Below are 21,802 nucleotides of genomic sequence, written 5' to 3'. Positions count from 1 at the left end.
GTATGAATAAAATTACTACTTTACTTTTTGCTGTGGCTTTGGTTTGGGGCGTCACAGAATCTGCTTTCGCAGGTAACCCAGACCGTCAGGGTGAGGCAGGAGCTGCACAGCTGCTACTCAACCCTTGGGCAGAAAGTGCAGGGTTGCACTCGATGACAACCTCTTTTGTGTCTGGTGTGGAAGCCATGCGCATTAACGTAGCTGGCTTGTCCCGTATCAACAAGACAGAAGTTCAGATCGGGCACGGTCGTTATCTGGAAGGTACCGACATCCTGCTAAATGGCCTGGGCGTTTCTCAGAAGGTAGGCGAGTCTGGCGCCATCGGTATTAGCCTGATGGCTATGGACTTTGGTGATATTCCGGTTACGACGACTGATCAGCCGGGAGGAACAGGCTCAACTTTTTCTCCAAGCTTCTTCAACCTTGGAATTGGCTATGCGCATACCTTCGAGAATAAAATCTCTGTTGGTGTGCTATTCCGTGGCGTTTCAGAGTCGATTGCAGATGTGAATGCGTTTGGCTTTGCGCTTGACGCAGGTGTTCAGTACGTTACCGGCGAGAATGATAACTTTAAGTTTGGTATCGCACTTCGCAACATCGGTGGCCGCATGCAGTATGGCGGTGAGGGGCTTACGACTCAAGGGCCTTCTCCCAACAACGGTGGTTATGAACTGACCTTCAGCCAGCGTTCTTCAGACTTTGAGTTGCCTTCCATGCTGAACATCGGATTGTCTTATGACTTCCTGATTACCGGTGGTACACACCGAATCACTGTATTGGGTAACTTCACCTCCAACTCCTTTTCTCAGGATCAGGTGGGTGGTGGTATTGAGTACTCGCTTAAGGACCTGTTCATGGTTCGGGGTGGCTACCGCTACGAGTTTGGTTCAGGCGATGCTGAAACCTTTGATGACCCTATCTATACCGGATTGAGTGCCGGTGCAACGATTGCAGTGCCACTAGGCAAGGATACGCCGGAAAGCCGTGCTTCGCGTTTTGCGATTGACTACGCCTACCGTGCAACCCGTGTCTGGAATGGTACCCACAATATTGGTGTACGCATCTCAATTTAAAGGGATAGTCCCCTGATACTTGTTTAATTCAGGGGTTTCTCTTATATTTGTTTTTTACCTAGAGGCAAGAACGCTTCCGTCATTAGTACAGGAGCGTTCTTGCCTTTTCGTATAAGAATAGGAAGTTTCCTGTTCCACTCGCATACTACGCTTTCAATTCTGAATTTTCCCGTGCTTACCCTTTGGCTTTCTGCCCGGATTCCTGCAGAAAGCAATCAAGGTTAACGTCAGGTCTGTTCAGCGCGTAACGAATGCAGCGGGTCAACAACAGGAACTATTGTTTTAATCAAACTATAGATTATGTCTGGTATAAATTATCTGACCAAGGAGGGATATGAGAAGCTGAAGGCTGAATTGGACGAAATGAAGACCAAAGGGCGCAAGGAAGTGGCCGCCGCAATTGCGGAAGCACGCGAGAAGGGTGACTTGTCAGAAAATGCCGAGTACGATGCAGCCAAAGACGCTCAGGGGATGCTGGAGTTGAAGATCAGCGAAATGGAAAAAGTCTTGTCTAATTCCCGAATACTGGATGCCAGTCAGTTGGATATGTCTAAGGTGACCGTCCTGAGCAATGTCCTCATTAAGAATACCAAAACGGGCAAGACGGTAAAGTATACCCTGGTTTCTGAGTCAGAAGCAGACCTTAAAGCCAAAAAGATTTCTGTAAACTCTCCGATTGGCAAGGGCCTGTTGGGCAAGGAAGTCGGAGAGATCGCAACCATCGAAACCCCAAGGGGCAATATCGACTTTGAGGTCATGAAAATTTCAATTGACTAAGGATTATGGCTTCTATTTTCACGAAAATTATCAACGGGGAAATCCCTTCTTATAAAATCGCCGAGGACGATCGCTACTTTGCGTTCCTGGATATCCGGCCGCTAGCCAAAGGGCATACGCTTGTGGTGCCTAAGCAGGAAGTAGACTATCTCTTTGATGTGGAGGATGAATTGCTGGGCGGTGCTATGGTTTTTGCTAAACGGGTGGCTAAAGCACTGGAATCCGTAATCGATTGCAAGCGGGTGGGCGTTATGGTCATTGGTACCGAAGTGCCGCATGCGCATATCCACCTTGTCCCTTTCCAAAAGGAATCGCAGATTGATATTACGCGTAAGCCCATTGAGATGAGTAGCGAGGCCATGGAAGCACTTGCGGCAGAAGTACGCGCCAAAGTTGAGCTTTAAACACCAACTGAAACACAGTCAGTCCCGGGTGGAAATGCACTTATGCTTTCCGTCCGGGATTGTCTTTTAGGAAGCTGCTCCAGTCACTGTAGCGCTTTTTCCCCTTGAGTACACTACCGGATTGATAGAAATGGCAGACAGCGGTAGCGAGGGCATCAGTGGCATCCAGGTAATAGTCATCCATATTGAACTTAAGAATGTTGCCCAGCATGGCGGCAACCTGCTCCTTGCTCGCGTTCCCTTTTCCGGTGACCGACTGTTTAATCTTCCGGGGGGAGTATTCGGTAATGCCTACGCCCTTGGTCATTGCGGCGGCGATTGCAACCCCCTGAGCCCGGCCAAGTTTAAGCATGGATTGTGGGTTCTTTGCATAAAAAGGGGCTTCGATTGCCATCTCCCGGGGCTGATAGATGTCCACTATGCTTTGCAGGCGCTCAAAAATATGTTGTAGCTTTTCCTGATGCGTATTGAACTTGCCCGGGTAAATGACACCCATGTCACAAAGCGCCATTTTACGGCCTTTGATATCGAGAATAGCGTAACCCAGGATATTAGTTCCGGGGTCAACACCCAGTAAGCGGTAAGAAGAATCTTCAGTTTTCAAAAAAGTCGTTTATATTACGGCAACTGCCAGGCTTTCGCAATATAGGTTAATTTCAACTGGCAACAAATACTTTGAACGATTTTGTTAGGTAAAACGATTTTGCATGCGCCTGAACCGCGGTTATCGCTTTTGGCTGGATGCAGCGTTCAAGGTATTGATCGTTGCGGCATTACTGTACATCCTCTATCGGGAGATCGGCGGGCAGGAGCGGCTGAATGACCTCTGGCAGCAGTTATGCTATCGCCTTGGAGAAAGCAGCAAATGGTGGCTGTTGCCGGCCGTCCTTCTGATGCCCGTTAATTGGTGGCTGGAAAGCTGGAAGTGGCAACGGCTGTTACGACCTTTCTGGCCGATTAAACCCTGGCAGGCCTTCAAGGCTGTGGCTTCCGGCATTACCCTGTCCCTGTTTACCCCCAATCGGGTTGGCGATTACGGTGGGCGAATCCTTGCGGTACCGGCCCGGCACAACTGGCATGCTGTCATCGCTACGCTGGCTGGCAATGTAGCCCAGTTGCTCGCCCTGTTCACAGGAGGGCTGCTGGGGGCTTTGTACTATCTGGAAGTACAGGGCGGGCTGCCCAGGCTACTGATTAGCAGCTTTTGGTGGGTGTTGTTTGGCGGGATAGGAGTGACGTACCTGTTCTACTTCAACCTGCACTGGCTGGCCCTTTTGCTCCGGACGCTGCCTGTGCCCCGGAAGTGGCTCAAGCCCATCCTGATGATCCGCCGTTTCAACCGCTTGCAACTCGCAGAAGCGTTGTTGCTGGCCTTTGCCCGCTACAGTGTTTATTGCCTGCAGTACTACCTGATGGTACGGTTTTTTGGCATTGCCGCGCCCCTGATTGGTGCCCTCAGCGGTATTGCCACTATTTTCCTTTTTCAGGCTACAGTACCCCTGCCGCCCGTAGCTGCCCTGCTGGCCAGGGGCGAGGCTGCCCTTTTGGTATGGGCGCCCTTCTCAGCCAATGAACTTAGCATATTGGGCGCTACTTTCGGGCTGTTTATACTAAATCTCGCCTTCCCCGCGTTACTTGGAGTGATGTTTATCGTCAAAATAAATGTCTTAAAATCGCTAGGTTATGATGCAAATGCCCCTGAAAATCAACGCTATGGCGTTCCCGGTCCTCTTCCTGATCGCAACGTTGAGCCCTCATCAGAATAAACAGGCTCAAACGCAGAGCCATTTAATCCATCAGGTTGCAACCTGTTCTGTCGAAAACGAGGCCTTTAAGGATGGAGAAACCATAACCTACAAGCTCTACTACAACTGGAATTTCGTCTGGCTCTCTGCCGGGGAGGTGCAGTTCAAAGTTAGGGAGCTGGATGATCAGTTCCATTTTTCAGCGGTGGGTACAACTTACAAATCCTACGAGTGGTTCTTTAAGGTGCGCGACTACTACGATAGTTACGTAGATAAGGAAACCCTGTTGCCGAAGGTGTCTGTCCGGGACGTGGAGGAAGGGAAATACCGCCTGTATGACCGGGTGACCTTTGATCAGGACAGGGGCAAGGCCTTCTCCTTGCGCGGCAAGTCCAAGGAAACTGCAGAACTGGCCAAATATGATATTGACCCCTGCATGCATGATGTGCTTTCTATGGTCTACTTCCTTAGAAATGTAGATATCACCAATTACAAGAAAGGCGATGCACTTCCCCTCAAAATATTTATGGATAAGGAATCCTGGCCCCTGAAGATGACTTATGCGGGTAAGGAAGAGGATGTCAAAGTCAAGGGGCTGGGTCGTTTCAATACGATCCGGGTAAGCCCTGAAGTCATTGCCGGCGATATCTTTGATGATGATACGGAGATGAACATTTGGGTTACGGATGATAAAAACCGCCTGCCCCTTTTGATTGAATCCCCGCTATCGGTAGGTTCTGTCAAGGCGGTGCTCAAAGATTACAAAAACCTCCGGCATGACCTTGGCGCCGAAGTTAAATAGCATCTATGATTAAGCGAGTGTTGGTCTTTACAGGATTGCTGGCTGTGTTTGGAGCCGGTTTTGGGCTGGCCTACAGCCTATTGCGTAACTCCTCTGCGCCCGAAACGACCATTCAGAACAGCACGGTACTGCTCAATCGGGTAGAGGAGGTCTGCAAGCTGGTCACTGTAGAGGGGCATTTCAGTGAGTTGTACGACGAGACGAATATTCGGCGCTTTACGGTCTATGTGCCCATGCCGAGCACGTTTTCCTTCTCCAAAAAGGCAATTCTTCAAGTGGAGGGTAAGGTTTTAGTGGGATATGACCTGAAAAACATCAAAATCACTGCGGATAGTACGCAGAAACGGGTAGTGCTCAGCAATATCCCTGAGCCGGAAATTCTTTCGGTTGACCACACGATTGCCTATAAGAATCTATCCGAAAGCTTCTTCAATAGTTTTGCCCCGGAAGATTACACCCGGCTAAATGCCAATGCAAAGGCGATGCTCAGGGAAAAAGCCCAGGCAAGCGACCTCATGCAGGAAGCCCGCTTGGAGGGCAATCAGCTGATCCGCATCATGGACTTTATCGTCCGCTCGGCAGGGTGGTCGCTTTTTATCCAGTCTCCTGACTCTAATGTGCCTCTGCCGGCCGACAGCCTTCTTACTTGATTAAAATGCCTACCGTAATGGCGTAGGTGGGCAGGGTACCGGCTATCGGGCTAATGCTTTCCACCCCTTCCCGCCAGGCTCTGACTTTCTGCCCATCGGTGGCTAGTTCTCCTCGCTTAGGGAATACACGGCCACGTTCTCTTAGAAAAACCCGCTCTGAATGGCGGAAGGGCACCCGGTAGTCGCCCCGCACAAAGAGCTCCCGGCTGGGGTTCAGCTCAATCGCCATTTCAAGGCTGAATTTCCAATTGTAGATACGGTCTCCAAGGTACATATTCACCTTGTTGGCTTTGATGTTTTTATTGTCGACCTCAAAGTTGCCATAGTCATTATCTGCTTCACCCAGCTTTCTGGCATAAAACATGCGGCTAAACTGGGCCATCGGACGTAAGTAAACCGGGCGATACCGCTTGGTCAGGTTAAACTGGAAGCCACCTCCGATTGCACTTTCCCGGTAAATACTGTTCCACAGATCCCGGGCCAGGGTCCAGCGCAGTAAATACCGGTCTTTGTAAGTAATGTCCAGCGCCCATTGGTAAACGGGCTCGATATCGCGCGCTTCGAGGTTGTCTGACAGCTCCAGAACAGGCGTTCCTTCCGGTAAGGCGGTATATAAGCCCAGTGTATAGGCGGCAGCTTCCGTTTGCAGGAAGTGAACGCCAGCTCCATAGCTGAAATGAAAGCCCCAGTTAGAGGCGCCTCTAAGAACCGGAGGGCTGCCCGGAGCATAGCTGAGGTTAAAGCTGTCGCGCCCCGGCTGGCTCTGAGATTGGACCTGAGCGATGGAATCCTGTTGCCGCCGCAGGGTATTGAGAAATGTCGTATCAAAAACCTCGGTTGCCTTGTCCTGATTGTTGAGCTGCCGTACCGTTTCGGCCAGGCGTTCATCATTGATAGGGGCGGTATTGTAGGAGGTCCAGAAGTCTTCATCATAGGTCCCGGTCCGGTTCAGGAACCGGTCGTTTCTGTCCAGCCGTTCCATGTAGGGGATGACTTTCCCTCGGCCAGGTTTGACCTCTGTGACGATCAGCTCATTGGTGTAAATGCCGCCATCGCGCCAGGTGCCTTCCCGGAGTGCCTCACTAAGGTGCCACCGCCCGTCCACCTCGCGGTAGTTGACAAAGTAACGGTTGCCTTTCCAGTTGCCGGTATAAAGTGGATAGTCATTGTATTTCCGCTGTGCATCGGGCAGTATTTCGAAAGACGCGCGTACGAAGGCGTAAGATAAAGTATCAATGTAAAGCTCACCTTTCATGCGTGCCCGTTTGTCTCCCGCCTCCTGGTCGAACCCGATGACGTAAACCGGGCGGTCATTGTGGGTGGTGATGCTAGAGATCCAATATTTATAAGCTCCGAAGTTGTCCTCCTCCAAGAAGTCCTCCCGGTTCTTTACAAAGTCAAACCGGTCAGCAGCGAGGTGGCCGGACGAAAAGCCGGTACTGTTGCGCAGCTCTTCCTCCGGGACAAGGGTAACTTGACGGCCCTGAACCAGCCCTACCTGCCCTTCCTTATCGTTTTTGTAACTGGTCTTGTAAAGGTCCAGCACCCCTTCTGCGAGGTAGACATAATCCTGGTCTGCATTGGTTTTGGACTCCCGGTAAAAACCGGTCATTGAAGTAGGGTAGTCGGGGTAGTTGTCTGGTATGTTTCGGACGGCTTTGCGGATGATATCTTCGATTTTTTGCTCGTCCATCACCACGATTTCCTGAAGTACAGAAGGTGCTGGTTGCAGGCGGATGGTCAGGGGCCCATTGATGCTGGCAATTGACCTTTGGAAGTTTTTGAAGCCCAGGTAGGAAACCTGTAGCTCAGAGCTACGGTAGTATTCCGGCACTTTCAGAGTGAATTTTCCATCGTAGCCGCTAGTTGTACCAATGGCCCGCTGCGGGATGCCAACATGGGCGTGAGACAGGGGCGACCCGGTTTTGGCATTCAGCACTTGTCCGCGCAGTACAAAATAGCCTTCCTGTTGAGCCGGAAGCAGCAAAGGAAAAAGCAAAAGGATAAACAGATAACGCATAGGTTGAGGAGTTTTTCATTAGCATGACGGTCCAACCAGCGATTTAGTTGCACAAAAACGCAGTAAAAGTACTGTGGCATGGTTATCCGATTTGGGAAGCGTATATACCGACTTGATATCGGCATAAACGCTGAAAAGTGGCCTGCTCCGATGTCGCAAATCTAAAATCCCGACATTTATCGTCGGTGACCACTTTGTTAAGCGTATATTTGCAAAAAATAGAACGCATGAATATTCTTTTGTTGGGCAGCGGCGGTCGGGAGCATGCTTTTGCCTGGAAGATGAGCCAAAGCCCACTTTGCAAGGCTTTATTTATTGCGCCCGGTAATGCGGGAACTGCCCAACACGGGACCAACGTCGCCCTCAGCCCCAACGATTTTGAGGCAGTTGGTGCTTTTGTGCTCGAAAAGGAAATTAGCATGTTGGTAGTAGGCCCCGAAGAGCCACTTGTGCGGGGGATTTACGATTACTTCAAAGCAGACGATACCCTGAAGCACGTGCGTGTTATTGGGCCTTCCGCATTGGGGGCAAAGCTGGAAGGCAGCAAAGCTTTTGCGAAAGCATTCATGCAACAGCGCGACATTCCGACCGCAGCTTATGCCGAGTTTACACCGGAAACGCTGGAAGAAGGGCTGGCTTATATTGACAATCAGGAACTGCCCATCGTATTGAAAGCGGACGGCCTGGCAGCAGGCAAGGGCGTGTTGATTCTCAATGACCGGGCAGAAGCAAAAGCAGAGCTTAAAGCGATGCTCAGCGGAAAGTTTGGGGAAGCGAGCGAGCGGGTGGTCATTGAGGCTTTTCTGGACGGCATTGAGTTTTCCGTTTTTGTGCTTACCGATGGCAAATCCTATAAAATCCTGCCGATAGCGAAGGATTACAAGCGTATAGGGGAAGGCGATACCGGCCTGAACACCGGTGGCATGGGCGCCATCTCCCCAGTCCCTTTTGTGGAGGATACGCTACTGAAGAAAGTGGAGAACTGGATCGTAAGCCCCACCCTTACCGGGCTAAAGGAACTGGAAGCACCCTACGAGGGCTTTATTTTCCTTGGGCTGATTAAGGTAGGAGAGGACCCTTACGTCATCGAATACAATTGCCGGATGGGCGACCCCGAAACAGAGGTGGTCTTCCCCCGCCTCAAGAGCGACCTCGTGGAATTGCTGGTTGCCTTGGGCGATGGAACACTGGACAACAAAAAGCTGGAAGTGGAAGCGCAAAGTGCTGCCACGGTCTTCTTGGTATCCGGCGGTTACCCGGAAGCCTATGAAAAAGGCAAAGTCATTACCGGGTTGGAGCAGGTAGAGGACAGCCTGGTCCTGCATGCGGGTACCAAAACTGAAGATGGCGTTGTGAAAACCAACGGTGGCCGCGTGCTGGCCCTGACCTCGCTGGCGGGCAATTACAAAGAAGCCGTAAAGCAATCTCTGGAAAATGCCGGCCGCGTACAATTTGACGGCAAATACTTCCGTACGGATATTGGATTCGACCTGTAACAGAAAGTTAGTTTGATGGGGCCGGTACAAGTGGAAATTATTGGAGGAGAAAACGGGAATGCTTACGTCCGGTTGCCAGTTGGTAGCCCACCGCAGTTGGAGGGGCTGCTGCATTATGCTCAGCAACGCCCGGCTTACGGCGGGCATTGTGTGCTGGTGGCAGACGGGGAGGCGCTGCCCGAAAACTGGCAGTCTCCGCTTCAGGAGCGTACCGTGGACCAGGTTATAGGCTGGAGATTTAAAGAAGAAGTAAGCGCAGGGCGCCCTTTCGTGGCGCTCAACAGCCCGGTAGCCGCCCGCCAATACTTTAGCAAGCATCAGTTTGCAAATACCTTATTCCTTGTACACGCTGGCGATGAGCCGACCTGCACCGATCTGCTGGGTTATATGGGAGCGCCCTTACATCAGGCTACCCTACAGGTAGATCTGGACGCACTTCACCATAATTTGGAGGTACACCGCTCGGTATTGACGCCAGGCACGTCAGTTGCCGTAATGGTTAAAGCCAATGCCTACGGGGCCGGTCTGATTGAAACGGGTCGGGCATTGGAGCGGGCAGGAGTAGATTACCTGGCCGTTGCTTATGCAGATGAGGGGCTTCAGTTGCGCCGGGCTGGTGTGGAGTGCCCGATTATGGTCCTGAAAACGGAACTAGCTGCCTTTGAGCATTTTGTACAGGGGCGGTTAGAGCCAGTCGTGTATCATTTCCCGCTACTCAAAGCGCTGGCAGGCCTGCTGGAAGAACATCAGGTTGATATGCCGGTGCATTTGGAGTTCAACACAGGCATGAACCGCCTGGGTTTCGAGCCGGAAGAAGCTCGGCCTGTTGGTGAATTTATTGGCAGGCAAGCCCATATCCGGGTGGCAACAGCCTTTGCCCATTTGGCCGCTAGTGGCGCTCCGCAGCATGACCGGTTTACGGAGCAGCAGATGGCGAAGTTTACGGCAGCTTGCACCGAACTTGACCGCCACCTCGGCTATCGGGCTCCCCGCCACCTGCTCAATTCAGGAGGTGTCGCCCGTTTTCCGCAATACGATATGGATATGGTGCGTTTGGGGATCGGTGTTTATGGTGCAGACGAAACTAGCGTGCTCCAGACTAAGCTGCGGACGGTGATGCAATTGCAGGCCTGCATATCCCAGGTCCGTACCTTGCAGGCCGGCGAAACGGTAGGGTACAGCCGGGCAGGGCAACTGCCGGTGGGCAGTAAAGTCGCTACTTTGGGAATTGGCTATGCGGACGGGGTGCCAAGGGCGCTCAGCCGTGGGCGGCATAAGGTGCTGATCAACGGGCAGTTGGCACCGATCGCAGGCAATGTGTGCATGGATATGTGCATGGTCGATGTGACGCATATTCCTGACGTGGAAGCAGGCAGCCTGGCTACTATTTTTGGCGCTGAGCCCACAGTGGAAGTGACAGCTGAACGGCTGGGGACGATTCCCTATGAAGTTTTTACCAACGTGGGGCCGCGCGTACGGAGAATCTACCGGGAAACTGTTTAGTGCAGGGTGGAAAGGTCAAAAATATGGAATACCATACGATATCGAACAGATAAGGAATACAGCAATATTTTTTAGGGTGCGGTATTTTGCTAATTTTGCGGCGGTCTCCCCTAAATTGAGAAATATTAAACAAAAACGATCATTCATGCTCAACCTAATGATTAAGCGCTTTTGGATGCTGATGGTGGCAGTAGTATTGCTACCCGGGCTTAGCTTTGGACAGGACGACCCTGTTTTGTTTACCGTTGATGGCAAGCCTGTGCATCAGTCTGAGTTTGTATACATCTATTCCAAAACCAATGGCAAGAATGCAGACTTCTCGGAATCCTCTCTGGAAGAGTACCTGGACCTGTACGTCAAGTTCAAGCTGAAGGTGGCTAAAGCTCGCGAAATGCAGCTGGATACTATCCCCGAGCTGATGAATGAGCTCAATGGTTATCGCCGGCAGCTGGCCGATTCCTACCTCATTGACAAGGAGGTTACGGAGAAGCTGATTAAAGATGCTTACGAGCGTTCTAAGCAAGACGTAGACATTAGTCATATTCTTGTAGCGGTAAAGCCGGAGGCGACAGCGGAGGAAGTGGCTGCTGCAAAAGGCAAGCTGGAGCGGGCGATGAAGCGGATTGAAGAAGGGGAAGACTTTGAAATCGTTGCCCGTTCGGTTTCTGACGATCAGTCGGCCAAGAATAATGGTGGCCGGATTGGCTACGTCACGGTCCTGTTCCCAAATGGGTTTTACGAGCTGGAGAAAGCTGCTTACGAAGTGCCGGTGGGCGAGTTGAGTGGCCCGATTCGTACAGATGCCGGTTTCCATGCTCTGCTGGTACATGACCGCCGCCCTGCCCGTGGAGAAGTGGAAGCTGCCCACATTTTATTGCGGGTAGAAGAAGCGGGTGATGAGAAAGCGGTCAAGGCCCGTATTGACAGCGCATATCAGGCGCTGGAAGCAGGGGCTGATTTTGACGCTATGGCGAAAGCTATCTCTGAAGATTCCCGCACCGCCTCAAAAGGGGGGTACATCGGGTTCTTTGGGATCAACAGTTTCTCCAAAGACTTTGAAGAGGCTGCTTTTGGCCTTAAAGAGGAAGGAAAGTACAGCAAACCCGTTAAAACCAGTGTAGGCTGGCACATCCTAAAACTGATTTCCCGCCGGGGCATACAACCCTATAACATCGAGCGGGGTCGTTTAGAGAACGAGATTAAAAAGGACAATCGGTTTGAACAGGCCAAAGCCGCTATGGTGGTGCAGATCAAAGAGGAAGCTGGCTTGAAGGAATTTCCCGATGCACTAAATCAATTCACTGCTTCGCTGACTGATACGTTCCTGACTTTCCGCTGGCGCGCGCCGGAGACGCCTTCTGAGGCAGTGCTGTTTCAGTACGGTCCTGAGTTCAAAGTGACAGAGGGAGACTTTGCTGATTATCTGGAGCGGGCATCCCGCGAGCGCATTCGGATGGGGCGTGGCAAAGACGTTGCATCAGCCGTGCAGTCGCTTTACGATAAGTACCTAGACGAGAGTGCTATGCGGTACGAAGAGAAGCAGCTGGAGGCTAAATACCCGGACTTCAAAGCACTGATGCGGGAGTACGAAGAAGGTATACTGTTATTTGAGGCGACCAAGCGCCTGGTTTGGGACAAGGCTTCTCAGGACACAGTGGGCCTCGAAAAGTTCTATGAAAAAGTGAAAGGTAAGTACCGTTACGGCAACCGGGCAGAAACAAGTATTTACCGGGTTTCTAACGAGCTGAAAGATCAGATGGAGGAAGTGCGTGCTTTTATTGCAGACAACGAACCGGAAGCCGTGCTTGAAAAATACAATGACCCTGATGCGACTTTTCCCCTAATCACGCATGAGTCCAAGGATCTGGACAAAACGTTGTACCCGGATTTCAAAAGCATGGAGTGGAAGAAGGGAGCAATGTCGCAGTCAGAGCCTAATCCGCAGGCGCAAAAGTTCAAGATTGTAAAAATTGAAAAACTGCTGGAGCCTCGGATGAAAACGCTTGATGAAGCACGCGGTTACGTGGTAGCAGATTATCAGGACTACCTGGAAGAGCAGTGGGTGGAAGAACTGCGGGAAACCTACGAGGTGGATATCAACCGCAAAGTATTCAAAAAGCTCATAAAGGAATAGAAGGTATGCTGCAAAGTGCGAAAGCCGGGCAGGCCCTTCGCCGTCCGGCTTTCGCCGTTTTATTATCCAAAAGACCGACTATGAGAAGGATAAGGTTTTCCGTACTGTTGCTGGGGGTGTTGATTGGCCTGTCGTCTTGTACCGGAGAGGATGGGAAAGCTGCTGCCGAAGATCAATTGTTGGCGAAGGTCCACAACAAAGCCCTTTACATCTCGGACATGGAGGGCATGTTCCCGGACGGTACTTCTGGCAAAGACAGCACCGTCATCATTCAGATGTTTGCTAACCGCTGGATGCGGGAAGCGCTGTTGCTGCATGAAGCTGAGCAGAATATCCCCGGCGATCTGAATATCGATAAGCTGGTACGGGACTACCGGGCTTCACTAATCCGGCACAACTATGAAAAAATCCTGGTCCAGGAACTGCTCGACAGTACGGTGACCGATGAGCAGTTGGCTGAATTTTATGAGCGCAACAAGCAGCAGTATCAACTCGAAACCCCCATTGTCCGTTGTTACTTTGTGAAGGTGCCCATGCCAGTGCCGGAAGCGAACGAGCTTCGGCAGTTGTGGAACAATAAACGGGAAGACCTGAAGCCGCTCGTCGATTACTGTTCCCGAAATGCAGAAGCCTACCTCCTCAACGACAGCATGTGGTATAAGGTAGAGGATATTGCCCGGGAGATGCCCAAGGGCACGGTGACGGTGGACAACATTAGCGCCAAGCAGGACTTTAGTCAGCGAGACGATGAGTACCAATACTATTTTAAGGTATTTGAGGTGAAGAACCGGAAAGATATCGCACCGCTTTCGTACATAAAAGGGCAGGCCCGGAAAGTCATCCTGCGCAACCGAAAAGAGAAATTACTGGAAGATAAGATCGAAGCCATGTATCAACGGGAGCTTCGGCGCAACAACATCAAGACATATTACTGATTATGGATACAGCAATGAAATATTGGATTAGTGCGCTGTGCGTCTTGTTCATCGGAACGAGCGGCTGGGCACAACGTGAGGTGATTGACAAAGTCGTTGCCACCGTTGGCGGGGAGCTGGTTTTGCTCTCTGAAGTAGAGGAACAACGTGCACTAATGGCTTCACAGCAGTCCAATCTGCCGGATGACATCCGCTGTAGCATTATGGACCAGATTATGGCCAATAAGCTGTTGCTCAACCAATCTAAGCTCGATAGTATCATGGTAACCGACGAAGAGGTGGAAGTACAGCTGGATGCCCGGATTGAGCGGATTCTTGGCTTTATGAACAACGATGTAAGCCAGTTTGAGGAATACTACGGGCAATCGATTAACGAAGTAAAAGCACAGTTCAGGGAAGACTTGAAAAATCAGCTGCTCGTGGATCGTATGCGTGGAAATATTATGGCAAGTGTGACGGTCACGCCCTCTGAAGTGAAGACCTTTTTCAACTCCATCCCGCAGGATAGCCTTCCTTATTTCAATGCTGAAGTGGAGATCGGTGAGATCGTGTACAAGCCCAAGGTGAATAAGGAAGAGCGGGAGCGGGCGGTCAGCCTGTTGGAAGAGCTGCGCGAGCGGATTGTGGACGGTGGCGAGAGCTTTGCCGAACTGGCCGGAAAGTACTCTGACGATGGCTCTGCCCGCGCCGGGGGCGACCTGGGTTGGGCAAAGCGGGGCCGCTATGTGCCGGAATTCGAAGCTGCCGCTTTCCGTCTGGAAAAGGACGAAATATCTCCGGTGATTGAATCTGAATTTGGTTTTCATATCATTCAAATGCTGGAGCGCCGTGGTAATTCTATCCGGGTACGCCACATCCTGATCAAGCCAGATATTACGGAGGCTGACCTGGAACTGGCCAGAAACCGACTGGACAGTGTCCGCCACTTGGTGATGGACGACTCCATGAGCTTCTCTATGGCTGTTAAGCGGTTTGGGAATGAAGACCAACAGAGCTATAATAACGATGGGCGGATGGTGAACCCGGCGACTGGTAATACCTTCTTCGAAATTGGTGACCTGGACCCCGATATTTACTTTACTGTAGATACAATGGATGTGGGGGAGATCTCCGCCCCATTTATGTTCCGTGACCCGACCGGGGAGCGCTATTTTCGGGTGGTGCAATTGCAGTCCCGGTCCAGTCCGCACAAAGCGGACCTGAGAAAAGATTATTCCAAGATTCAGATGGCTGCTATTGAGGCTAAGAAAAGCGAATTTATCAGCGACTGGGTATCGGACAAAGTAGGGGCCACCTATATCGATATTGATCCCATGTTTAATGGCTGTCTGGTGTTGAGGAAATGGACGGTCGATAAGACGGCGAGGCCCTAAAATTTTGCCCGGGGAACCCCTTCCCGGGCAAAACTTTCTGTATTACTGTTCGTTAGATTGCAGTAACTGAACATGCAAATTGCGAGAGTTATATGCACGATATAGAGCCTTATTATCGCTGGAGAGGGAAGTACATTTCGGCTCACGATGAGCGCTCACCATTTTATGGGCGGACCTATAGCGAGTTTACCTTTTCCAATAAAGTCTACAATTACTTTATCCACCCGCAGTGGGATGAGTTTGGCTCGGATACGCTCTACCTGAAGGTTATTTATGCCGACTACGATGAAGCTTTTGCTATTATTGAGCTGATCGGGGAATGGAATGACGCCTTGTCCAATGACATCATGTATCTCAAGCGTGAGGTAGTAGACCGGATGTCTGATCAGGGTATCTATAAATACATTATGGTCTGCGAAAATGTCCTCAACTTTCACGGTTCAGATGATTGCTACTACGAAGAGTGGTATGAAGACGTGGTGGAGGAAGGCGGCTGGATCTGCTTTGTCAATACCCTGCCGCATGTGAAAGAGGAAATGAAAGACACCCAATTGCATCAGTTTGTTAACTTTGGCGATGCATTTAATGACATCAACTGGCGCCCCCACAAGCCTAAACTGTTTTTCAAGGCTATGGATGCGCTGGTACACGGTGAACTTCAGCGGTATTTGCCGGAGGAGCTGTGATTAATACAACTTCATGCATCAATCCGGATTCGTCAATATTATCGGTCGGCCCAACGTCGGCAAATCCACGCTCATGAATGCCCTTGTGGGTGAGCGTATGTCCATCATCACCAACAAGCCACAGACTACCCGCCACCGCATCATCGGATTGGTGAGCGGGGATAACTATCAGGTGGTCTTCTCCGATACGCCCGGCGTGATTGAAGCGCCTTCCTACCGTATGCAGGAGTCGATGAACCAATTCGCCTTCTCTACCTTTGAGGACGCAGATATCATGATGTTCGTCACAGAGCCGGGCGAGCATTATGCGGATGACGATCCCATCATTCAGCGCCTGCAAAACGTTAAAGTCCCGTTCTTTCTGGTGATCAACAAGATTGACACGGTGGATGACGGTAAGGTCCTGGAGTTGATCAAACTTTGGAATGACCGGATTGCCTTTACAGAGACTATTCCGGTTTCTGCGCTGCAAAAGGTCAATACCGAGCGCCTCATGGAAGTGGTCATGAAATACCTGCCTGAGGGGCCTGCCTTTTATCCAAAGGATCAGCTGACGGACCGGCCCGAGCGCTTCTTTGTAAGCGAGATCATCCGGGAAAAAATACTGCTGCTTTACCAACAGGAGATACCCTACTCCTGCGAAGTAATCGTCACCTCCTTTAAAGATGGGGAAACGAAAAAGGGCGAACCGCTCGTGCGCATCGGAGCGGAGATCTTCGTTGCCCGGAAAACCCAAAAATCCATCATCATTGGCAAGGGCGGGAGCGCCATTAAGAAGCTAGGTATGGAAGCCCGCAAAAGTATTGAAGAGTGGCTGGAAAGCAAGGTGTTTCTGGAGCTGCATGTTAAGGTGAAAGACAACTGGCGGGATGATGAACGGTCTTTGAAGCATTTTGGGTATTGAGCATCTAGGTAAGTCAAAAACGGCAAAGTTGATTAAAACATTTTCTGCTCTTCCGCTAAGATTTTAGCGTATAAACTATCACTAATCCAAAATCCGATACGCCTTAGTTTGTCCATTTCTTCCTGGATGGAGACAATTAAGTTTTTGCTTCTTGCTTCTATTAAAACGCCAAGAGTACCTATGATTTTTATATTTTTTTCAAGAGCTACAATTCGTCCGGCTTTCTCATCAATTAACAGATAATCAGCAGAAAGTTCAATGCCCATAATAATGGCTTCTGATTCACCAATATCTAACCGGTCTAATAATTTACTAACTTCAGAATGGTCTTTAACTCGTTTAGGTTTGATCCATTTTTGCCGCAAATCTTCCTTTGAGACAATATTTAAATCCACGAGGATTTGTAGCTCCTCATAAACACTCTCAGGTATAACAACCTCTCCATAGAGACTTTGCAGAAGGTTCAACTTTCCTATCTGAACAAGGTTGCTAATGGCTGTGGTATCACTTACTACTATCATTGGTTGTCAACCCAAGCGTATCTAAATCTTTGATAAATTCTTCTTCGTCATAGGTAACCGGAATAGCTCTATTGGCAAGCTCCTTCAGAAAGAGAATTTTATTCATACCAGCAAACTGACTAGCTTTTCCAGTGGAAAGCCTACCTTGCTCATATAACATAATTGCTATTTCTTTTCGGAGTTCTTCTTCACTCATGTGAACAAGCTCTAATTCGTTATCTTTAATAAGTAATGCCATAGGGTTACGGAAGATATGTTATATTATAGGTAACGGATCGGATGGTTTTTTAGTTCTTTCTGGTGACTATCGCCTCACCTCATAATCTTTACCAATCTCCACCTTATACTCCCGTATCGCCATCGCCTGATCATACTGCCGGGGATCAATGCCGGTTTCCAGTAGTTTTTCTATTGGAGCGCTGCAGCGGGCACAGGCACCTTCCACAATCACATCACCGGCAGGGTTAAGCCAGAATTTTTCCGGCAACACTGCGTCGTCTTCCTTTTGGCGGCAGGCCGGGCAGAAGACGTCCCTGAGCGCAGCGGCGTAGCGGGGTTTGAAATTCCTGCCCATAATCAGTTGCAGGTCCTCTTCGGTGATGGAAATATCGACGTACATACGGCTTTTGTTATCTTCGGCGTAAATCTGCGTTTATGAAAATCTATGTATACAACGGTCTGGCCTTCGTATGGTTTGCGATGGCGATGGTGGCCTGCGGCCCTGAAGTGTCCAAAATTGAGCCCGGGATGGTCATCACACAGTCAACCAGCTTTGAGGCAGACACCCTGGTATTGCCAAGCGATACGCTGAGCCGCCCGGTCCTCGTGATAGAAGGGGAAGGGCTTACGATTGACTTCGGGGGGACCCTTCTTCGGGGGAGTTTGGCGGATAGCCTGCCTGATATCTTCACCGGCCTGGCAGTACTCGTGCGCAACAGCAAAAATGTGACCATCCGCAACCTGAATGCTCGGGGGTATAAGGTCGCCCTCATGGCGGAAAATACCGACAGCCTTGTGCTGGAAGACTGCGATTTCAGCTACAACTACCGGCAGCGGATGAAAAGCACCCCGGAGGCTGAAGACCTTAGCGACTGGCTCTATTACCACCACAACGAATCGGACGAATGGCTGCGCTATGGGGCTGCGGTCTACCTTAAAGGATGCGATGGGGCTACCGTACGCCGCCTCCGCGTCACCGGCGGGCAAAACGGGCTGATGATGACAAACTGCAACAACGGTACGTTTTACAACAACACCATTCACTTCAATTCCGGCATTGGGATTGGGTTGTACCGAAGCAGCCACAACCGTGTGATGCACAACCGGCTCGACTGGAATGTACGCGGCTTCAGCTATGGGGTGTACAGCCGGGGACAGGACAGTGCTGGCATTTTATGCTATGAGCAAAGCTCAAATAACGTTTTCGCCTACAACTCTGCCACGCACTCCGGAGACGGATTCTTCCTTTGGGCAGGCCAGCATACGATGGATACGGGCGAGGGCGGCTGCAACGACAACATCATCTTCGGCAACGACTTTTCCCATGCGCCCACCAACGGCATCGAAGTGACCTTTAGCCGGAATATCATAGCAGAAAACAGGCTGGAAGAGTGCCGCTACGGTATTTGGGGCGGCTACAGCTTCGAAAGCCTGATGTGTGCCAATACCATCACCAACTGCGACTATGGCATCGCGATTGAGCATGGGCAGGACAATACCATTTTGTACAATAGCTTTGATAGCTGTGAGGTGGGGATTAAGCTGTGGGAGCGGGCAAAGCAGCCTGAAGACTGGGGCTATGCGCAGCAGCGGGAGGTAGAAAGCCGGGACTACCGCATTCAGCACAACCTTTTTTACAAAACAAAGACCCCGCTTGCCATTGCTGGGACGGATCAAGTGGCCATCAACGATGATAATCAGTTTTATGCTTTCCAAACCTTACTCAGGGAAGAGCAACCGAACGACCGCCTCGTACTGGTGAAAAACCGGATGGGCGAGGGTAGCCTTGGAGATGCTGCGCCCTTCGCCCGGGATAATCCCCCGGCAGCGCTGCCTGACTCCGATGGACGTCGTGACTTGGTGAGGGCTATGCCGGAGCAAGCCCCCCTTGAGAAATACCGGCCAGAACCCTTACCCGATGGGATGGATGCCCGGCTTCCGGAAGCACATCTGAGAGGCCGGAAGTACATCCTGGTCACCGAATGGGGCCCTTACGATTTTCGCAGGCCTATTGCGTGGAAGCGGGCAGCGGATGAGGAAACGATGACCTTCCTGCTACTCGGGCCACAGGGCAACTGGCGGCTTGCCGGAGGGGAGGGCTTTACCCGGGTGACACCTAAAACCGGGACGTTCCCCGCGACCGTAACTGCCCGGATTGATCCAAAGGCAACCAAATATGCTCTGAATTTCGAGTTTGTGGGGGAGGCGGTGACTACAGAATTTGGTAAGGATTTGAAGCGGGGCGCAGGCGTTTCTTTTCACTGGAAGGACTAAACGTGGAGTCTGAATCGAACCTGGTCTCCGGGGCGGCACTGCGCAAGGATCGGTAAGTCATTGGTACAGACCTGTGCCAGCCGGGGGTATCCACCGGTCGTCTGGGCATCGGCCATCAGAATAATGGGTTGACCGGAGGAAGGTACCTGTATGGTGCCCGGGAGTACGGCAGAGGAAAGGAGCCCGGGCAGGTGGCCTGTTTCGGGCAATTGTTCCCTTAAGCGCAGCCCCATGCGGTTAGAATCTTTGCTTAGGGTAAACGGCTGGTTCAGGAAGTGCTCCCTGGCTGAGTTGGGAAAAGCCCCCCATTCTGGTCCGGGAAAGACCCTGACTTCACAGATTTTTGGAAAAATGGGGTGATCCTGTAGCGGAAACTGCCGGATTTCGATGTTTGGAGCGTTCTGAATTTTCAAAAGTTGGCCAGGTTGCAGTCGGCTATCCGGTGTCAGCACCTCAGGCTGATAAGGCGGCGGGCTGCAACTGCCCAGCCATTTTTGTACCTGCCAGTCACCTCGGATAGCGAGATAGGTACGGCAACCTTGCTGCATGCTACCGATGTTGAGAATGGCTCCAGGAGGCACATTCACGGTAGTGTAGCGAGGTAAGGGGTGCCCATTCAGCATAGGGCTGGCCAATGCTCCGGCCAGCGCAAGTTGCGCCGGGCCGTGGAAGCAGAGCCTTGGTCCCAGGAGCGTGCTTTCCAACACCGGTGTCCTTAAAGGATTACCCACTAATTGATTAGCCAGTGCTGCGGATTGCCGGTCCATGGCACCACCGAGGGGAACACCCTGTGACTGATAGCCGGGCCGCCCTTCATCCTGTAAGGTGTCGAGCAATCCGGCCGATATGATTTCCACTTCCAGCATAAGTCAGACCGGTTTGAAAATAACCGTATCGCCGGGGCGCAGCAAGAACGGATCTCTTGCTTGGGCATCAAACACTTTTAGCAGGGTTCGACCAATAATCTGCCAACCGCCCGGTGCCTCAAAGGGATAAATGCCGGTCTGTGCGCCCGCCAGCCCTACGGCACCGGCAGGGACGGATTGGCGGGGTGTCTGTTTGCGTGGGCAGTGCAGGGCTTCCGGCAATGGGCCGAGATAGGGGAAACCGGGCAAAAATCCAATCAGGTAGACCCGGTAGGGACGATTGCTGTGCAGGCTGATAATTTCCGGTAAGGAAAGGCCGGTGCGCCGTGCGACTTCAGGCAGGTCGGCGCCATTGTAATCAACGGGGATTTCGATGGTCCGCCCGGCATGCCGGGTAGATGGTTCGGGGATTTTTAAAGCTTGGATTTTTTCTGCCAGTGTTTCGAATGCAATTTGCAGAGGATTGAACACCACGGTAAGGGAGCAGTAGGCCGGAATACTGTACTCCACCCCTTTGATAGCCGCCTGCTCGATGGCTTGCTTCCAGGCATGCACTGTAGCATTAAGCTCCGGGTCTATGCGCTGTTCCCAGTTGATGAGCAGCGCACGGTCGCCAAAGGGTTGGAGGGTCATAGGTTGCCTTTTTGAATACCCGATTGCCGGAAAAAGTGGTCGAGTGCCTGCAGGATGGGTACAGCCATGGGGTTATCTCCGTGTACGCAGAGGCTATCGACCTGAAGAGGCAGACGGGCACCGGTATTGGTGGTAACCATCCCCTCCATCAGGATTTGCCGGACTTGCCCGACGACTTCAGCAGGATTGTGGAGTACGGCACCTGGTTGCTGCCGGCTCAGCAGTTGTCCGTCTGGGGCATAGCGTCGGTCGGCAAAGCCTTCCCGGATGTAGCCTAAACCGGTATCGCTGGCAGCCCGGGCAAGTGCGGAATCAGGTAACCCCATCACTTGTAAGTTGGGGTCAATGGAATGGAAGACCGCCACAGCGAGCTGAGCCTGCCTTTCATCCCTGCAAAGCGTGTGATAGAGCGCACCGTGCGGTTTGACATATGATAATTGCCCACCGAGGCTTTCCACCATGCCTTTAAGGGCACTGACCTGATACCGGAGCATCGCCTGTTGCGCTGCTGCCGTTAGCTCCATAGGCATCCGCCCAAAGTTTTCCCGTTCGGGGTAGGAGGGGTGGGCACCAATGCGTAAACCATGCTCGAGAGCCTGTAGAATCGCCTTTTCGATAAAAATTGGATCCCCACCGTGGAAACCGCAGGCGATATTGCAGGAAGACAGATAGGGGAAAATCTCCGCTTCGTGCGGGAAGCGCTTGGTGTGGGTGCTTTCGCCCAGGTCGGCATTAAGGTCTACGGTATACTGCATTAAATTTATTAAGTGAGCAGGACAGGGTTATT

At 51.4% G+C, this 21,802-nt stretch carries 22 protein-coding genes; 14 read left to right on the top strand and 8 right to left on the bottom strand.

The genetic code is table 11. The features are described 5' to 3' along the window. Positions 1-2: 2 nt before the first annotated feature. The 3 genes from MRY86_RS10415 (at position 3) to MRY86_RS10405 (ending at position 2,254) form a co-directional block, all read left to right on the top strand. A complete protein-coding gene (locus MRY86_RS10415; RefSeq protein WP_293571422.1) occupies positions 3-1,073 on the top strand; it encodes a PorV/PorQ family protein in 1,071 nt (356 codons plus the stop codon). 300 nt (positions 1,074-1,373) lie between these two features. Then, a complete protein-coding gene (gene greA / locus MRY86_RS10410) occupies positions 1,374-1,850 on the top strand; it encodes a transcription elongation factor GreA (protein ID WP_293571421.1) in 477 nt (158 codons plus the stop codon). Between the two features lie 5 nt (positions 1,851-1,855). Beyond that, a complete protein-coding gene (locus MRY86_RS10405; protein WP_293571419.1) occupies positions 1,856-2,254 on the top strand; it encodes an HIT family protein in 399 nt (132 codons plus the stop codon). A 40-nt stretch (positions 2,255-2,294) separates the two neighbouring features. Here the strand turns inward: MRY86_RS10405 and ruvC are convergent, their stop codons facing one another. After that, complete coding sequence (gene ruvC / locus MRY86_RS10400) at positions 2,295-2,858, bottom strand: crossover junction endodeoxyribonuclease RuvC (protein ID WP_044229913.1); 564 nt, start codon at positions 2,856-2,858, stop codon at positions 2,295-2,297. Between the two features lie 103 nt (positions 2,859-2,961). Here ruvC and MRY86_RS10395 point away from each other — a divergent pair, with 103 nt between their 5' ends. Genes MRY86_RS10395 through MRY86_RS10385 form a run of 3 tightly spaced genes read left to right on the top strand, consistent with a single transcriptional unit; the run spans position 2,962 to position 5,451 of the window. Beyond that, positions 2,962-4,020 (top strand): lysylphosphatidylglycerol synthase transmembrane domain-containing protein, encoded by a 1,059-nt coding sequence (locus MRY86_RS10395; RefSeq protein WP_293563654.1) that lies wholly within the window; start codon positions 2,962-2,964, stop codon positions 4,018-4,020. Then, positions 3,938-4,801 carry a DUF3108 domain-containing protein gene (locus MRY86_RS10390; RefSeq protein ID WP_293563656.1) on the top strand — a complete coding sequence of 288 codons (864 nt, stop codon included), beginning with the start codon at positions 3,938-3,940 and terminating at the stop codon, positions 4,799-4,801. The genes MRY86_RS10395 and MRY86_RS10390 overlap by 83 nt, the downstream gene beginning before the upstream one ends. 5 nt (positions 4,802-4,806) lie before the next feature. Continuing rightward, the gene (locus MRY86_RS10385; protein WP_293563658.1) at positions 4,807-5,451 is read left to right on the top strand and encodes a DUF4230 domain-containing protein; all 645 of its coding nucleotides are present in this window, start codon (positions 4,807-4,809) and stop codon (positions 5,449-5,451) included. Here the strand turns inward: MRY86_RS10385 and MRY86_RS10380 are convergent. Further along, a complete protein-coding gene (locus tag MRY86_RS10380; protein WP_293571417.1) occupies positions 5,444-7,471 on the bottom strand; it encodes a carboxypeptidase-like regulatory domain-containing protein in 2,028 nt (675 codons plus the stop codon). The two genes, MRY86_RS10385 and MRY86_RS10380, sit on opposite strands and share 8 nt — an antisense overlap. 227 nt (positions 7,472-7,698) lie before the next feature. On the opposite strand from MRY86_RS10380, the gene purD reads away from it, so the two are divergent. The 7 genes from purD to era all read left to right on the top strand — a co-directional run bounded on the left by purD (position 7,699) and on the right by era (position 16,502). After that, on the top strand, positions 7,699-8,967 hold the full coding sequence (gene purD / locus MRY86_RS10375; RefSeq protein ID WP_293565977.1) for a phosphoribosylamine--glycine ligase: 1,269 nt from the start codon (positions 7,699-7,701) through the stop codon (positions 8,965-8,967). Between the two features lie 15 nt (positions 8,968-8,982). After that, the gene (gene alr / locus MRY86_RS10370) at positions 8,983-10,470 is read left to right on the top strand and encodes an alanine racemase (protein WP_293565978.1); all 1,488 of its coding nucleotides are present in this window, start codon (positions 8,983-8,985) and stop codon (positions 10,468-10,470) included. A gap of 145 nt (positions 10,471-10,615) precedes the next feature. Continuing rightward, positions 10,616-12,604, top strand: a complete 1,989-nt coding sequence (locus MRY86_RS10365) for a peptidylprolyl isomerase (protein ID WP_293565979.1) — start codon at positions 10,616-10,618, stop codon at positions 12,602-12,604. An 80-nt stretch (positions 12,605-12,684) separates the two neighbouring features. Next, positions 12,685-13,539, top strand: a complete 855-nt coding sequence (locus MRY86_RS10360) for a hypothetical protein (protein ID WP_293565980.1) — start codon at positions 12,685-12,687, stop codon at positions 13,537-13,539. Positions 13,540-13,541: 2 nt separating this feature from the next. Beyond that, positions 13,542-14,912, top strand: a complete 1,371-nt coding sequence (locus MRY86_RS10355; RefSeq protein ID WP_293565981.1) for a peptidylprolyl isomerase — start codon at positions 13,542-13,544, stop codon at positions 14,910-14,912. Positions 14,913-15,004: 92 nt separating this feature from the next. Beyond that, positions 15,005-15,598, top strand: coding sequence for a hypothetical protein (locus MRY86_RS10350; RefSeq protein WP_293565983.1), 594 nt, complete (start codon positions 15,005-15,007; stop codon positions 15,596-15,598). A 13-nt stretch (positions 15,599-15,611) separates the two neighbouring features. Then, on the top strand, positions 15,612-16,502 hold the full coding sequence (gene era / locus MRY86_RS10345) for a GTPase Era (protein WP_293565984.1): 891 nt from the start codon (positions 15,612-15,614) through the stop codon (positions 16,500-16,502). Between the two features lie 32 nt (positions 16,503-16,534). On the opposite strand, the gene MRY86_RS10340 is transcribed toward era, so the two are convergent. The 3 genes from MRY86_RS10340 to MRY86_RS10330 form a co-directional block, all read right to left on the bottom strand. Beyond that, positions 16,535-17,023, bottom strand: a complete 489-nt coding sequence (locus MRY86_RS10340; RefSeq protein WP_293565986.1) for a DUF3368 domain-containing protein — start codon at positions 17,021-17,023, stop codon at positions 16,535-16,537. Beyond that, entirely contained in the window at positions 17,007-17,261 is a 255-nt protein-coding gene (locus tag MRY86_RS10335; RefSeq protein ID WP_044229883.1) for a UPF0175 family protein, read from the bottom strand. The genes MRY86_RS10340 and MRY86_RS10335 overlap by 17 nt, the downstream gene beginning before the upstream one ends. Positions 17,262-17,327: 66 nt before the next feature. Further along, complete coding sequence (locus MRY86_RS10330) at positions 17,328-17,642, bottom strand: hypothetical protein (protein WP_293565988.1); 315 nt, start codon at positions 17,640-17,642, stop codon at positions 17,328-17,330. A gap of 35 nt (positions 17,643-17,677) precedes the next feature. Here MRY86_RS10330 and MRY86_RS10325 point away from each other — a divergent pair, with 35 nt between their 5' ends. Beyond that, on the top strand, positions 17,678-19,516 hold the full coding sequence (locus MRY86_RS10325; protein ID WP_293565990.1) for a right-handed parallel beta-helix repeat-containing protein: 1,839 nt from the start codon (positions 17,678-17,680) through the stop codon (positions 19,514-19,516). Here MRY86_RS10325 and MRY86_RS10320 read toward each other — a convergent pair. From MRY86_RS10320 to MRY86_RS10310, 3 genes are read right to left on the bottom strand one after another with little or no spacing between them, the layout of a single operon-like run. Next, positions 19,513-20,382 (bottom strand): biotin-dependent carboxyltransferase family protein, encoded by an 870-nt coding sequence (locus tag MRY86_RS10320; RefSeq protein WP_293565991.1) that lies wholly within the window; start codon positions 20,380-20,382, stop codon positions 19,513-19,515. The genes MRY86_RS10325 and MRY86_RS10320 overlap by 4 nt on opposite strands. Before the next feature lie 3 nt (positions 20,383-20,385). Further along, on the bottom strand, positions 20,386-21,015 hold the full coding sequence (pxpB, locus tag MRY86_RS10315) for a 5-oxoprolinase subunit PxpB (protein ID WP_293565993.1): 630 nt from the start codon (positions 21,013-21,015) through the stop codon (positions 20,386-20,388). Further along, positions 21,012-21,770, bottom strand: coding sequence for a 5-oxoprolinase subunit PxpA (locus tag MRY86_RS10310; RefSeq protein WP_293565995.1), 759 nt, complete (start codon positions 21,768-21,770; stop codon positions 21,012-21,014). The genes pxpB and MRY86_RS10310 overlap by 4 nt, the downstream gene beginning before the upstream one ends. Between the last annotated feature and the right edge of the window lie 32 nt (positions 21,771-21,802).

The organism is Phaeodactylibacter sp. (genome assembly GCF_022763345.1).
GTDB lineage: Bacteria > Bacteroidota > Bacteroidia > Chitinophagales > Saprospiraceae > Phaeodactylibacter.
Note: the sequence above shows the minus strand (reverse complement) of the source record. Positions and strands in the feature narration are given on the sequence as shown.

What these genes read in the sequence shown, in the direction of transcription:
- MRY86_RS10355 (WP_293565981.1), top strand. Translation starts at nt 13,542, where the DNA reads ATGGATACAGCAATGAAATATTGGATTAGTGCGCTGTGCGTCTTGTTC.
- MRY86_RS10380 (WP_293571417.1), bottom strand. Translation starts at nt 7,471, where the DNA reads ATGCGTTATCTGTTTATCCTTTTGCTTTTTCCTTTGCTGCTTCCGGCT.
- pxpB (WP_293565993.1), bottom strand. Translation starts at nt 21,015, where the DNA reads ATGACCCTCCAACCCTTTGGCGACCGTGCGCTGCTCATCAACTGGGAA.
- MRY86_RS10325 (WP_293565990.1), top strand. Translation starts at nt 17,678, where the DNA reads ATGAAAATCTATGTATACAACGGTCTGGCCTTCGTATGGTTTGCGATG.
- purD (WP_293565977.1), top strand. Translation starts at nt 7,699, where the DNA reads ATGAATATTCTTTTGTTGGGCAGCGGCGGTCGGGAGCATGCTTTTGCC.
- MRY86_RS10390 (WP_293563656.1), top strand. Translation starts at nt 3,938, where the DNA reads ATGATGCAAATGCCCCTGAAAATCAACGCTATGGCGTTCCCGGTCCTC.
- MRY86_RS10395 (WP_293563654.1), top strand. Translation starts at nt 2,962, where the DNA reads ATGCGCCTGAACCGCGGTTATCGCTTTTGGCTGGATGCAGCGTTCAAG.
- MRY86_RS10310 (WP_293565995.1), bottom strand. Translation starts at nt 21,770, where the DNA reads ATGCAGTATACCGTAGACCTTAATGCCGACCTGGGCGAAAGCACCCAC.
- alr (WP_293565978.1), top strand. Translation starts at nt 8,983, where the DNA reads ATGGGGCCGGTACAAGTGGAAATTATTGGAGGAGAAAACGGGAATGCT.
- MRY86_RS10340 (WP_293565986.1), bottom strand. Translation starts at nt 17,023, where the DNA reads ATGATAGTAGTAAGTGATACCACAGCCATTAGCAACCTTGTTCAGATA.
- MRY86_RS10330 (WP_293565988.1), bottom strand. Translation starts at nt 17,642, where the DNA reads ATGTACGTCGATATTTCCATCACCGAAGAGGACCTGCAACTGATTATG.
- MRY86_RS10350 (WP_293565983.1), top strand. Translation starts at nt 15,005, where the DNA reads ATGCACGATATAGAGCCTTATTATCGCTGGAGAGGGAAGTACATTTCG.
- MRY86_RS10335 (WP_044229883.1), bottom strand. Translation starts at nt 17,261, where the DNA reads ATGGCATTACTTATTAAAGATAACGAATTAGAGCTTGTTCACATGAGT.
- era (WP_293565984.1), top strand. Translation starts at nt 15,612, where the DNA reads ATGCATCAATCCGGATTCGTCAATATTATCGGTCGGCCCAACGTCGGC.
- MRY86_RS10405 (WP_293571419.1), top strand. Translation starts at nt 1,856, where the DNA reads ATGGCTTCTATTTTCACGAAAATTATCAACGGGGAAATCCCTTCTTAT.
- greA (WP_293571421.1), top strand. Translation starts at nt 1,374, where the DNA reads ATGTCTGGTATAAATTATCTGACCAAGGAGGGATATGAGAAGCTGAAG.
- MRY86_RS10415 (WP_293571422.1), top strand. Translation starts at nt 3, where the DNA reads ATGAATAAAATTACTACTTTACTTTTTGCTGTGGCTTTGGTTTGGGGC.
- MRY86_RS10360 (WP_293565980.1), top strand. Translation starts at nt 12,685, where the DNA reads ATGAGAAGGATAAGGTTTTCCGTACTGTTGCTGGGGGTGTTGATTGGC.
- MRY86_RS10320 (WP_293565991.1), bottom strand. Translation starts at nt 20,382, where the DNA reads ATGCTGGAAGTGGAAATCATATCGGCCGGATTGCTCGACACCTTACAG.
- MRY86_RS10385 (WP_293563658.1), top strand. Translation starts at nt 4,807, where the DNA reads ATGATTAAGCGAGTGTTGGTCTTTACAGGATTGCTGGCTGTGTTTGGA.
- MRY86_RS10365 (WP_293565979.1), top strand. Translation starts at nt 10,616, where the DNA reads ATGCTCAACCTAATGATTAAGCGCTTTTGGATGCTGATGGTGGCAGTA.